This is a genomic window from uncultured Tateyamaria sp., assembly GCF_947503465.1.
GTDB lineage: Bacteria > Pseudomonadota > Alphaproteobacteria > Rhodobacterales > Rhodobacteraceae > Tateyamaria.
The window spans coordinates 188,282-201,479 of the sequence record NZ_CANNDN010000002.1 but is presented as its reverse complement, the minus strand read 5'-3'; the positions used below and the strand labels follow the sequence as shown (position 1 = coordinate 201,479).

Sequence of the window (13,198 nt, the reverse complement as noted above, 5' to 3'; positions counted from 1 at the left end):
TCGTACTTAGGTCAAAAACGGTTTGGCCTTCATCGTGTCCGGAATACCTGCGCCAAGACGGCTGAGGATCGTCGGCGCCAGTTGCAACTGGTCAATGACAGTGTCGGGTGCCGGCCCGTTCGCCGCGCCGAAATAGTAAAGCGCGGTTTCCTGCTGAAGTGCCCCACGCCCCCCGTGGTGGCCACGGTCGTCCTGGCCGTGATCCGCGGTGATGATCACCTCGTACCCCATGTCGCGCCAACGCGGGATGAACGGGGCAAGCATTTCGTCCATGACAAAACATGCATGATCCATTTCCTGGCAATCATGAAAAAACCGGTGTCCCATGCTGTCGAGCGTACAGGTGTGCAACAGCCCATAGGTCAGATCGAACCGGGCACAGAGACTGGTAAGGGTGCCGAACAGGTCCACGTCCGACGGCGTCATCTGGTTGGTGAGCCCGTAGCCGGTCATGCTGTGAAATCGGCCATGGTTGATCGTGGCGCTGTCGGGTTCGTCATATTCGATGTCGCGGACAAAATCGAACGGGTGGCGATTGAAGAACTCCGACCAAAAGGAATGGGCGACCGCCCCTGTCGTGCCGCCCGCCTGGCGAACTTGTCCAAAGACATCCGGGTGGGTCAGTCGGAAGACGTTTCCGTTGCCGGTGCAGCCATGTTCCGCAGGTGTGACCCCGGTGTGGATCGAGGCATAACACGAGGCGGAAATGGAGGGGATCACCGCACGGTGCGTCCAGGTCCGCGCATGACCACTGTCGACCCAGCCTTCCAGATTGCCGAAAAGGCGGCGAAAATTGCGCAATGGAACGCCGTCAAGAATGATCAGAAGAAGTTTGCATGTCATCGGTGAAGGCTCCGTATCGTGGACCGTAGTTTGGATGTGACGGACACGTCATGCCATACCGTATGTGTGAAACCAGGGTTGCGTTTCCGCGCGACGTGACGGGTCGGACGCTCTTTGCCCTGGGACAAAGACGCCCCGCCCGCCGTCCCGTAGGTGTCCTAGTTTCCGGCGCTTTCCATCTTGCGGTTGGCGATCACCTCTTCGAGCCAGCCGAGTTTCATCTCTGGCACGGAACTGAGCAGCAGGTCGGTGTAGTCGTCATAGGGTGGCGTCAGCACTTCGGATTTCGTGCCATAGCGCTGGACCCGGCCCTGATACATTACCGCGATACTGTCCGAGATCGCCTTGACGGTTGCGAGGTCGTGCGTGATGAAAAGGTATGCGACGTCTTCGATCTTTTGCAGGTTGAGAAGCAGTTTCAGGATGCCGTCGGCGACCAGCGGATCGAGCGCCGATGTCACCTCGTCACAGATGATCAGCCTGGGTTTGGCAGCCAGCGCCCGCGCGATGCACACCCGCTGTTTCTGTCCACCCGACAATTCGGCCGGGAAGCGATCCTGAAATCCCGTGCCCAGTTCAATCTCGTCCAGCAGCTCCTGGATCCGTTTCTGTTTCTCGGCTCCCTTGAGTCCGAAGTAGAATTCGAGAGGGCGCCCGATGATTGTACCGACCGTCTGGCGCGGGTTCATTGCAACATCGGCCATCTGGTAGATCATCTGCAACTCGCGCAGGTCTTCGCGTGTGCGGCTGGGCTGGTCGGGCGACAGGGTGCGGCCCGCGAAGGTGATCCTGCCCGCGCCGGGCGGCAACAGCCCGGTGATCACGCGGGCGAGGGTGGACTTGCCGGAACCGGATTCCCCCACGACCGCGAGCGTCTGGCCCGGGCTGATATCGACACTGACGTCGTGCAGCACGTCGAAATTGGTGCCTTTGTAACGTGCTGTGATGTTCTCGACCCGCAGCACCGGTTCGGTTGGTTGCTTTTCCTGGTGTTCAATTGAACGGACAGACACGAGGGCCTGCGTGTACGCCTCTTGCGGGGCGTTGATGATCTGATCGGTGGTCCCGTATTCAACCATCTGCCCCATGCGCAGCACCATGATATGATCGCTGACCTGTGCAACAACAGCGAGGTCATGGGTGATGTAGAGCGCCGCGACACCGGTGTCGCGGATGGCGTCCTTGATCGCTTTCAGCACGTCGATCTGGGTTGTCACATCCAGCGCGGTGGTGGGTTCGTCAAAGACGACAAGGTCGGGCTCGGGGCACAGTGCCAGCGCTGTCATGCAGCGTTGCAGTTGGCCGCCAGACACCTGGTGCGGGTAGCGCGCACCGATATGTTCAGGATCGGGCAGGCCCAGCTTTGCAAACAGCTCAACAGCCCGTTTCTGCGCGTCCGCTTTGCTGAACTTGCCCTGACCCACGGCTGCCTCGATCACCTGCTCCATGATCTGCTTTGCCGGGTTGAAAGAGGCGGCGGCGGACTGGCTGACATAGGTCACTTCCGCGCCGCGCAGCCTGCGCACGTCGCGCAGCGATGCCTGGCGCACGTCCCGCCCATTCACCTCGACCGTGCCCCCGGTCAAGGTGACGCCCCCACGGCCATAGGCCATCGTCGCAAGTCCAATGGTGGATTTGCCTGCACCGGATTCGCCGATAAGGCCCAGCACCTTGCCGGGTTCGACATCAAAATCGACCCCGTGCACGATTTCGATGTCGTGCGGTTTTTCGCCGGGCGGATAGACGGTTGCCCCGATCTTGAGGCCGCGGACCTTGAGCAGTGGTGTGGTCATGTTTGGATACCCCCGGGGGCGCTGCCCCCGGACCCCCGAAGTATTTTCAGCCAGAAGATGGGCTGGATCATCCGCGTCCTCCCTTGAGCGAGGTGGTTCGGTTGAGAATCCAGTCTGCGATCAGGTTCACGCTGATGGCCAGCGTCGCGATGGCAACTGCCGGGTAGAGGGCGGCGCCGATACCGAAGTTGATCCCTTCCTTGTTCTCTTTCACGATGCCGCCCCAGTCGGCCAGTGGCGGTTGGACGCCAATGCCCAGGAACGACAGTGTCGAGATGAAGAGCACCATGAAGATGAAGCGCAGCCCCATTTCGGCCACAAGGGGCGACAATGCGTTGGGCAGGATTTCGCGGAAGATGATCCAGCCCAGTTTTTCGCCCCTGAGCCGCGCGGCCTCGACATAGTCCATGACAGAGATGTCCACGGCCACCGCGCGGGCCAGTCGATAGACACGCGTGCTGTCGAGCAGGCCCATGATGACGATCAGAGTCAACACCGTGGCCTCGATGCTGGACAGAATGACGAGGGCCAGGATCAGCGACGGGATCGACATGAAAAGATCGACAAGTCGGCTCATGACCTGGTCAACCCATCCGCCCGACACAGCGGCGAGAAATCCGAGAACCGATCCCGTTGTGAAGCTGAGAATGGTCGCTGCGGTCGCGATGAAGATCGTTGTTTGTCCACCAAAGATCATGCGGGTCAGCAAATCGCGCCCGATCTGGTCCGTGCCGAGCCAATGCGCGGAAGAAGAGGCCTCCCACACGTCGCCGACGGTTTCGGCCATGCCATAGGGCGCGATCCACGAGGCGAAGATCGCGGCAAGAAAATAGGTGGTGGTTATGATCAGGCCAACAGCCGCTGAGAGGGGGATGTTTTTCAGCATGTCTCTGGCCCTACTTCGGATGCCGCAGGCGTGGGTTCGCCAAAATGGACACGACGTCCGCCACGATGTTGAGAATGATGTAGACTGCAGCGAAGATGACGCCGCATGCCAGCACCACGGGCACGTCCCGTTTGACCACGGCATCGACCAGGTATTGGCCCATGCCCGGATAGGCAAAGACCACTTCGACCACCACAACGCCGACAACAAGGTAGGCCAGGTTGATCATGACCACGTTCACGATGGGCGCGATCGCGTTTGGAAACGCATGCCTGTAAATGACCCGGAATGTGGTCAGCCCCTTGAGTTCCGCCGTTTCGATATAGGCCGATTGCATGACGTTCAGAATGGCCGCCCGCGTCATGCGCATCATGTGGGCCAGCACCACGAGTGTCAGGACGGCAACCGGCAGCGAAATGGCATGCAGCTGTTCCAGAAGCGGCATGCCCGGACTGATCGAGGCAAAGGACGGGGCCCAGAAGAGTTTCACGGCGAAGAAAAAGACAAGGATGTACGCAATCATGAACTCCGGCAATGAGATCGACGCCAGCGTGACCCCGGAAATCAGCTTGTCCGGCCATCGGTTCTGGTACCGCACGGCGATCAGACCCAGCAGGATCGCCAGCGGAACCGAAATGATCGCAGCCCAGAAGGCCAGAAACAGCGTTGATGACATGCGCCGTGCGACCTGTTCGCCGATGGGCAGGTTATTGGTCAGCGCATTGCCCATGTCGCCAGTGAGGATACCGCCAAGCCATTCGAAATAGCGGGTCAGGGCAGGGCGGTTCAGGCCCATTTCTTCGCGCAGGTTGGCGAGGTTTTCAGCAGTGGCGCCCTGGCCCAGGATGGCTTGGGCGGCGTCACCCGGCAGGATTTCCGTCAGCCCAAAGAGCAGGGCCGACGCCGCCAGCAGCAAGATCAGGCCAAGACCAAGACGCTGCAGGACAAGTGTCAGAATGGGGTGCATGAAATGTTCAGTTCCTGTGATGCGCCAAGCGGCGCGACAGACCGTTGCGCGCAACGAAAAACCGCGCCCGGAGGAACCGGACGCGGTATGCCTGGATTTACGCTTTCCAGGTTTTCTTGAATGCGTACCAGTTCATCTGGGGACCGTTCGGATCGCTTTCCCAACCCTGCACCTTGGTCGAAACCGCGTCCACGAAGTCATTGAACATCGGCACCATCAGGCCACCTTCTTCGTTCAGCATGCGGCCCATTTTCGAGTAGATCTCTTTCCGCTTGGCCTCGTCCAGTTCGGCGCGTGCCGCGAGCAGCATCTCGTCGAATTCCGGACGTTTCCAGCGGGTGTCGTTCCAGTCTGCGGTCGACAGATATGCCGTCGTGTACATCTGATCCTGCACAGGGCGACCGCCCCAGTAAGAACAGCAGAACGGCTGGACGTTCCACACTTCGGACCAGTAACCGTCGTTGGGTTCACGCTTGATTTCCAGCGGGATACCGGCGGCTTGTGCCGACTGCTGGAACAGGGCGGCCGCATCGACCGCGCCGGGAAAGGCGCCATCAGCGGTGCGCAGGATAATGGGCGAGCCGTCATGGCCGGATTTGGCATAGTGCTCGCGCGCCTTATCCAGATCAAAGCTCCGCTGCGGGATCGTATCGTCAAAGAGCGGGTAGGCCGCGTTGATCGGCATGTCGTTCCCGATCGAGCCATACCCTTGCAGGATTTTCTCGACCATTTCCTCGCGGTTGAGCGCGTGCTTCAGCGCGAGCCGCAGTTCATTGCTGTCGAATGGTGCCGTGTCGATATGCATGATGAACACGTAGTGGCCGCGGCCGGCTGTCGACAGAACGTTGATCGTGGGCGCGCGGTCCAACAGCTTGGCAATCTTCGGCTCGACCCGGTTGATCGTGTCGACCTGACCCGATTGCAGTGCTGCGGTCCGTGCCGTGGCATCGTTCAGCACGATAACCTCGACATCATCGTAGTGCGCGATCTGGCTTTGATCGCCGCCCCAGTAGTTGGGGTTGCGCTTGCCGATCATGCGCACGCCGGGTTCATCGCTTTCCAGCGTGTAGGCTCCGGTGCCGATGGCTTCGGTCGGGTTGTCGAAGCCGCCATTCGGCTGGATCATCAGGTGGTAGTCCGCCATCAGGTAAGGCAGGTCCGCATTGCCGACGCCAAGCGTCACTTCGAACACGTCACCATCGGTGCGCATGCTTTCGATGCCCTGCACGATGCCCAGGGCGCCGGACTTGGAATCCTCATTCGAGTGGCGCGCCATGGTCTGCATGACGTCCTCGGCCGTGACGGATTTGCCGTTGGAAAACTCGATGCCCTGCCGAACCTTGAAGCGCCATGTCTTGGCGTCTGACGAGCCTTCCCAGCTTTCCGCCACCAGACCCGTCAGCGAGCCGTCTGCTTCTACTTCGACCAGACCTTCGCCCCACAATTGGCCACCCGCGATGGGCACGTCTGACGCCCAGGTCGCGGGATCCTGACTGTTGGTGGACTCGCCGCCCTGCACACCCATCTTGAAGCTGCCACCCGCGACCGGCGCAGCTTTGGCCGGGGTTGCGAGCATCGAGCTTGCGGCAGCGGCCGAAACGCCAAGTGCAGCGGCACGCGCCATGAAATCGCGACGTGTCATTGTGCCTGCCGCCACCTTGGCGGTCAGGTGTTCCAGTTCTCTAGACATAAGTTTCTCCCGGTTGGTCCCCTGCGCCTTTGGCGACGCGTTTTTTGATTACGGGATCAGCGTACCCATTTGATGACACCCTTCAAGGGTTAATCGGGATTTACCGACCTGTGCGGGCGTCAGTTCGGCCGTGGCGGGATTACAGGCACTGACGTTCGATGCGGTCGGTCACATCCCGATGATAGATGCGCGTCCCGTTCTCAAATGCCTCGATCGTGGCGCTGAGATGAAAATACGTCGCGTCCGACCACATCTCGCAACGCGCCTCTGTCCGCAGCTTGAGGTCACCCCGTTCCAACTCATCTGTCCAGTGGCAAGTGCCCCGGGCGGACAGGGGATCGTCCGGGTGAATGTCCCACTTTTCCCGCGCGATGGACCCATTGATCAGGCCGTGGTCAAGGTCACGTACCTTGCCAAAATCATCCTCGATGATCAGCGACGTAACGCCGGTGACCATATCCACCTCCTGCCTGCGCACATGGCGTTCAGCGCGCAGTTCCTCGGTTTGCCAGGGCGGCGCGGCCTCGGGGGGCGGGAAGGTGATTGGCGCATCGCCGTCATCTGTCCATGTGGGCAAAAAGACTTCGCCCATGGTCACGCGAACCCGGCCCGACGTCGGACCCGGCCAGATCAGCGGCCAATACGCTGTCGAGATCGAAATACGCAACCGGTGACCTTCCGGGATCGCATACCCGATGTGATCCAGGCTGACAGTGATCAGATGCTCTTCACCGGGCGGCATGGGTTCGGGACGGGCAGAGCCGTTGCGGTGGCTCAGATTCAGCACACCGTAGGTGATGCGCGTGCTGGCCCCATCCGGGTGCACATGGCACAGCCTTATGGACAGTTGCGCCTGCGGTGTATCGCTGGAGATACGCAGGGTCACCTTGGGTGCACCCAGCAGCGACAAACCTTCGATCGGGTCGCTGGTCCAACATGCAGATTGCCCATCGTCCCTGCGCTGATCACCTGGCAATTCGGGACCCAACCATATGGCACAATATTCGCCAGCATCCGCACCGCAATCCGCAGCCGAAGCAATTGTCACGTCCGTTCGCGCCGGGTCGCCAAGCACGCCATTCTGCCCAAGCCACACTGTGGTGCCGACCGGGTCTTGCAGGGACAATTGCTCATGCGGCACGCCAACCCACCGGCCGGGCCGGTGGGTGTACCACGTTGCTGGCCGCACGCCGTCCATGATGTAGGCGCGGTAGTCGGGGTCGTTCTCAACGCCGGTTTCGATCCCTTTCAGCCACCTGTCCCACCACCGCAAAGCCTCCTGCAGGAAGCCGATACGCGGCTCGGGTACGGCAAAATGCGGATACTTGTGAACCCAGGGTCCAACAATGCCCTTGGCGCCCGGGATGTTCCTTACAAGCTGCGGCACCGCGTTCTTGTATGCATCCCCCCAACCGCCCACAGCCAGGACCTTGGCCTTGATCGTGTCATAGCTCTCGCAAACGGACCCGTGTGTCCAATAGTCGTCCCGCGTTTGATGACGAAGCCAGGAAGCAGGCAGAAACGGCTCGTGTTCCAGCCGGTCCATCCACATCTCGCGCCAGTCGGAGCGCAAGGCGGGATCCGGCGCGCGCGATGAATAGCTCCACATCGTGGCGCCCCAGCCCAGGTTTTCATTCAGCAGGCAGCCACCCTTGTAGTGGATGTCATCTGCAAATCGGTCGACAGTCGAACAGAGCGTGATGATGGCTTTCAATGGCTCAGGCGCCATTGCCGCGACCTGAAGGCTGTTGAAGCCGCCCCAGCTGATGCCCATCATCCCGACGTTTCCATTGCACCAGGGTTGGGCCGCCAGCCAGGCGATGACCTGAACAGCGTCGTCGAGTTCCTGCCCGGTGTATTCGTCTTCCATCACCCCCTGGCTGTCGCCATTGCCGCGAATGTCGACGCGAAGGCAGGCATATCCGCGCTGTGCGAAATACGGATGGGTGAGCGCATCGCGGGCACAGGTGCCATCTCGCTTCCGGTAGGGCAGGTACTCCAGGATCACGGGGACCGGGTCCGCCATCGCATCCACAGGCCGCCAGGCGCGCGCGGACAGGCGGGTGCCATCGCTGAGATGAATGCCCAGATCCGGCAGTTCTTCGATGTCGCGCAGGGCGTTTTTCATGCGTGCACGGTGGGTGCCGGGAGTGCGCGATGTCAAGCGGGGAAAGGGGGCCAGCCCCCTCGCGCATGCGCGCTCACCCCCGAAGTATTTCGGGCCAGAAGAAAGACTTTATTAACCTTGAAGATGTTGGATGTCCGAACGGTACAGGCGGAAGCGCCGATGGCCGTGCCAGGAGAAGGGGCACCTTTCTTCGCGGGGGAGGGCCCTGTGCCTTACCCTTTCCTTCTTCTGGCCCGAAATACTTCGGGGGTTTGGGGGCAGAGCCCCCATTTCGGAAAACGAGTCATGTCGCCGCAAGGCGTCATTTGAATCACATCTTGCACGCAATCAGCACGTCCATGACATTTGTGCCTGTTGGTCCGGTGACGACCAGCGCGTCCCGTGCTTTCAACCAAGGATACGCATCCGCACGCGCGAGCGCTTCTGCACCGCTGTCTTGCCATGTCCGCCCATCCACCAAGGCACCGGCTGCATCCGTCGGCCCATCTGTGCCATCCGTGCCTGCGACAAGGATCTGCATATTGTCCAACCCTTGAATTTCCCGCGCCAGGGCCAGGCCAAGCGCCATGTTGCGTCCCCCCTGGCCGGGTGTAGCGGGCAAATGCACGACCGGCTCCCCGCCCAGAATGTGCAGGCCAGACGGTGCCGTACGCAACATGTCCGCAATCTGCGGAGCAAGCATTGCCACATCATCATAAAGTGTTTCGTCATTGGTGCGCACCGGCACGGGGCTTGCCGCGGCCACGGCACCACGTGCAATGGCGTTGCTGGCGATGATCCGGGGCGTGAATGCAAAGGCGGCATCCGCGTCTGCGTCGCCAATCCCGGATCCAATGGATGCAAGGCTGTCGCCTTCCACATCGGACAGGGCCAGCGTGGTGACCCGCGCCCCCGCAAACCGGGCCAGCAACTTGCCACCCTTGATGCGCGACCGCGCCGTGCGGTGCGCATTCATGTCGCCGATTGGGGTGCCCGAGGCCAGAAGGCTTTGCGTTTCGGCCTTGAGCGTGTCGAGTGTCATCCCCTCGACAGGCACCTCCGCCAGCGCGGACGCGCCACCAGACACAAGCATCAGCAAGTGGCTGCCTGCAGAACAGTCCGTCACGGCATCAATCAGAGCCTGCCCGGCGCGCAAAGAGGCCGCGTCGGGCACGGGATGCGCCGCCTCGATCATCTTTGCATGAACCGGGGCGCCGTCACCGTGCCCATATTTCGTGACGATCAGGCAGGGGGCATCTGGCCATGCCCGCGCTGCGGCTGACGCCATGGCGGTCGCGGCTTTGCCGACTGCGATAATGCGATCCGGTGCTGGGATTTTGCCGCCAGCAATGGCATTTCGGACAGCGACATCGCCGCGCACGGCGTCCACGCCCGCTTGCCAAAGCGCGAGAAGATCGGGGTATTGAGCCATGCATAGAACCTCGTGTCAGGGGACAGGTGAGTCGGATTCAGCACAACATCTACCCGAAATCCCTGCAAATTGTGACGGTTGGCCAAAAAGACTCTAGCCCTAGAATCATGATTCGCGTATCACTGCGCCCACAACAAGTTGTCAGCACGACGAAACAAGGTCGGCGACGCGTTTACCGAAGGGGCCGCAGACAAGCGGTCTGAGGCGAGAGTGGTGGTGTTATGAAGGCGATTGATTTCGTCGTCCGCGATGGTGCGGGCGCATTGCAGCGTGGAGTCGTGCCGGTCGAAGGCAACACGACAGTCGCGCTCACAAGCGGGCAAGAAGTTTCGTTCAATCTTCGGCAGATCGATCTGGCCGGACAGCGGCGCAGCGGTGACGATCTGGTCATTACGCTTGTCGACGGGCGGGAAATCACGCTTGAAAACTATTTCAATGACGTGGGCGAGACAAATCGCCTGTTCATCTCTGCGGACGGGTACCTCAACGAGGTGGCTTTTGTCGAAACGACGGATGGAGAGTTGTTTGCCCAGTTCGGCCCGACCGAGCAGTGGGGCAAGTGGAGCCCGTCGGATGACCTGATTTATCTGGGTCGGACCGAAGTGGCCAACGTCGCTGTTGCGGATGATGAAGAAGTATCGATGCTTGGCGCTGCCCTTCTGGGCGGGACCGGCCTTCTGGGCGGTGGCGCGGCCGCAGCTGCGGCAGTGGTTGGTGGCGCCGTCCTTCTGGACGACGATGATGAAGGTGGCGGTGGGGGCGGTCCTGCGACCCCTACACCGTCCCCGGCCGATCCGACCGTCGACAATGTCGGCACATCGACGGATATCGGCGGCGATGACACGTCAACCCATCAATTCACCGTGTCCGGCACGGGCGAGCCTGGCGATACGGTCGAAGTGACTGCGGGCGGCGAGGTGCAAACAACAACCATCGGCGACGATGGCACGTGGTCTGTGATCTTTGTCGACAGCACATTCCCGGCGGACGGAACCGTTGATACAACGGCGGTCTTCACGCATGTCGGCGGTGGCACCACAACCATCGATGGCCCAACATTCGTGATCGACACGACGCCACCGGATGTTGCGGTGACCGAAGGCGTGGAAAGCGTAGGCCATATCGTCAACGGCACGGAGTTGTCGGGCGGCGTTACGCTTGAGGGCACGGGCGAGGCGGGCGCATCGCTGGCCATCACCATTGCGGGTGTCACGCGCACGGTCACCGTTGCCGATGATGGCACATGGCAAGCGACCTGGCAGGCCGGCACCTTGGCCGAGGGCGAATATTCGACCGATGTCAGCATCGTCGCCACCGACAGCTTTGGAAACAGCACAACGGTCACCGACACGCTGGTGATCGACACGGTTGCCGAAGTCACGATGGACACCGCCACGGTCGAGACCGATGGCGTGATCAACGCTGCTGAGGCATCTGATGGTGTGACATTGACGGGCACGGCACAGCCCGGTTCGACCGTCGAAGTGATGTTCGGATCCGTGACACGAAGCGCCACGGTCGACGCATCCGGCAACTGGACGGCGACCTTTCTGGCGTCGGAAATCCCCACAGGCGAAACGGACGTGTCGGTCACTGCGGTTGCGACGGACACGGCCGGTAATACGGCGACAGCGACGGGCAGCGTCCAGGTCGACACATTGGTCAATGCGCTCAACTACACGTCGACCGCCGGCGGCGATGGCGCGATCAACCAGGCCGAGGCAGCCTCGGGCCTTGTCGTAACCGGCGTGGTCGAACCGGGCTCGACCGTGAGTGTGGAGCTTGCCGGTGTGACTACAACGGCAATTGTGGCGGCAGACGGCAGCTGGACCGCGACATTCGGGCCGGGCCAATTGCCTACGGGAACGTACACATCCGATATGGTCGCGATGGCCACGGATGCGGCGGGGAACACCGCCAGCGTGACGCAGTCCGTCACCGTGGACACCCAGGCCAGTGTTCTGACCCTCGATGGCCCGGTTGAGGGTGACGATGTGATCAACAACGTCGAAGCAAGCGACGGCGTGGTGTTGTCGGGCACGGCGGATGCCGGTGCAATTGTCAACGTGACCCTGCACGGGGTGACGCACCAGACAGTTGCCGGTTCAAACGGCGTTTGGCAGGCGTTCTTTGCCGCAAACGAGATCCAGCAGGGCACCTATGACGCCCAGATCACGGCAACCACGACGGATGCGGCGGGCAACACCGCCACGGTGACGGACACCGTTCACGTGGACACCCGGGTCGACAACCTGTCGGTTGCGGCAGATGTGATCGAAGGCGACAATGTCATTTCGGGCGCGGAACGAGCAGACGGGGCCGTGCTGACCGGCACAACCGAACCAGGATCAACCGTGGTTGTCACCATGGGCGCCTTTACAGTGCAGGCGATTGTCGACGCAAATGGCAACTGGCAAGCGCCCTTTGCCGCCTCGCAGATCGCCGAAGGTGAATACACCACGAACGTGTCGGTGACGGCAACGGACCGCGCGGGCAACGTGGCCACGGTGACAGACACGGTTCGTGTTGACACCTTGGTCAACCAGTTGAACATCCAGGATAATGTGACATCCGACAATGTGGTAAGCGGGCCCGAGGCGCGCGACGGCATCAACCTTGGCGGTCAGGTCGAGCCGGGATCGACTGTCATGGTCGATTTCAATGGGACGGTTCTGGCGGCCACGGTGGACGCAGCGGGCACATGGTCACTGGACATCCCGCCCTCGGCCATTCCGGGCGGCGAATACGACGCAGCAATCACAGTCATGGCCACAGATGCGGTGGGCAACACCGACACGATCAGCGACACGGTACGCATCGATACCGAAGCACCTGATGGACCGGTGATCGCCAGCTTTACCCGCGACAGTGACGGCATTCGCGGCATCTCGACCGAGCAAAGCGATGGCGATCTGTCCGTGGCGCAGGTTAACGCTGATGGCACGATCACGGATGTGACGGCCACGCAGGTTGATATCGACGTGCTGGGCGAGACGAACTTCCAGTTCCAGTCGGATGTGCCCGATGGCTCGCACCTTGTTGTTACAAGCGAGGACGCGGCAGGCAACACCAGCGGCACATATGTGGTTCTGGACGACGAAAGCGCCAACTCCACCGTCGATCTGGGGAACCCGTCCCTGGGCAATTACCAAATCGAAGCGGTCGAACTGCAATTCGCGGAAGAGGCCAATCTGACCATCACAGAAGCGCAGCTTCTGGCCCTGTCGGACAGCACAAACACGCTGACGATCCATGGCGGAAGCGACGACACGGTCACGATTGCAGGTGCGCAGCGCACCGGGTCCACCACGGTCGAGGGCCAGACCTACGATGTCTACAGCCTGGGCACCGAAGGCACGATCATTCTGGATGACGACATCGCGGTCAACACGGGCGTGGTCTAGGGCGCTGATACAAAACGGAAATTTCACTGGGCAAGAGCAACAAAAACAATATCGAGCATTCTCCAGCAAGATTGAG

8 protein-coding genes are annotated in these 13,198 nt (G+C 61.1%); 1 reads left to right on the top strand and 7 read right to left on the bottom strand.

Annotated features, from left to right (window positions below; all coding sequences use genetic code 11):
• Positions 1-6 precede the first annotated feature (6 nt).
• From Q0844_RS13530 to Q0844_RS13500, 7 genes are all read right to left on the bottom strand, one after another.
• Entirely contained in the window at positions 7-843 is an 837-nt protein-coding gene (locus Q0844_RS13530) for an alkaline phosphatase family protein (RefSeq protein WP_299045729.1), read from the bottom strand.
• Between the two features lie 158 nt (positions 844-1,001).
• A complete protein-coding gene (locus Q0844_RS13525; protein WP_299045727.1) occupies positions 1,002-2,636 on the bottom strand; it encodes an ABC transporter ATP-binding protein in 1,635 nt (544 codons plus the stop codon).
• A gap of 67 nt (positions 2,637-2,703) precedes the next feature.
• Positions 2,704-3,519, bottom strand: a complete 816-nt coding sequence (locus tag Q0844_RS13520; protein ID WP_299046766.1) for an ABC transporter permease — start codon at positions 3,517-3,519, stop codon at positions 2,704-2,706.
• 13 nt (positions 3,520-3,532) lie between these two features.
• Complete coding sequence (locus Q0844_RS13515; RefSeq protein WP_299045724.1) at positions 3,533-4,489, bottom strand: ABC transporter permease; 957 nt, start codon at positions 4,487-4,489, stop codon at positions 3,533-3,535.
• A gap of 97 nt (positions 4,490-4,586) precedes the next feature.
• A complete protein-coding gene (locus Q0844_RS13510) occupies positions 4,587-6,179 on the bottom strand; it encodes an ABC transporter substrate-binding protein (protein WP_299045721.1) in 1,593 nt (530 codons plus the stop codon).
• 139 nt (positions 6,180-6,318) lie between these two features.
• Entirely contained in the window at positions 6,319-8,307 is a 1,989-nt protein-coding gene (locus tag Q0844_RS13505) for a CocE/NonD family hydrolase (protein ID WP_299045718.1), read from the bottom strand.
• Positions 8,308-8,617: 310 nt separating this feature from the next.
• Positions 8,618-9,718 carry a DUF4147 domain-containing protein gene (locus tag Q0844_RS13500; protein WP_299045716.1) on the bottom strand — a complete coding sequence of 367 codons (1,101 nt, stop codon included), beginning with the start codon at positions 9,716-9,718 and terminating at the stop codon, positions 8,618-8,620.
• Between the two features lie 221 nt (positions 9,719-9,939).
• On the opposite strand from Q0844_RS13500, the gene Q0844_RS13495 reads away from it, so the two are divergent.
• Positions 9,940-13,122: an Ig-like domain-containing protein gene (locus Q0844_RS13495; RefSeq protein ID WP_299045714.1), complete on the top strand. Its 3,183-nt coding sequence runs from the start codon at positions 9,940-9,942 to the stop codon at positions 13,120-13,122.
• The last annotated feature ends 76 nt before the right edge of the window (positions 13,123-13,198 follow it).

Coding starts and splice junctions, on each gene's coding strand:
- Q0844_RS13530 (WP_299045729.1), bottom strand. CDS start 843: ATGACATGCAAACTTCTTCTGATCATTCTTGACGGCGTTCCATTGCGC.
- Q0844_RS13525 (WP_299045727.1), bottom strand. CDS start 2,636: ATGACCACACCACTGCTCAAGGTCCGCGGCCTCAAGATCGGGGCAACC.
- Q0844_RS13515 (WP_299045724.1), bottom strand. CDS start 4,489: ATGCACCCCATTCTGACACTTGTCCTGCAGCGTCTTGGTCTTGGCCTG.
- Q0844_RS13510 (WP_299045721.1), bottom strand. CDS start 6,179: ATGTCTAGAGAACTGGAACACCTGACCGCCAAGGTGGCGGCAGGCACA.
- Q0844_RS13505 (WP_299045718.1), bottom strand. CDS start 8,307: ATGAAAAACGCCCTGCGCGACATCGAAGAACTGCCGGATCTGGGCATT.
- Q0844_RS13500 (WP_299045716.1), bottom strand. CDS start 9,718: ATGGCTCAATACCCCGATCTTCTCGCGCTTTGGCAAGCGGGCGTGGAC.
- Q0844_RS13495 (WP_299045714.1), top strand. CDS start 9,940: ATGAAGGCGATTGATTTCGTCGTCCGCGATGGTGCGGGCGCATTGCAG.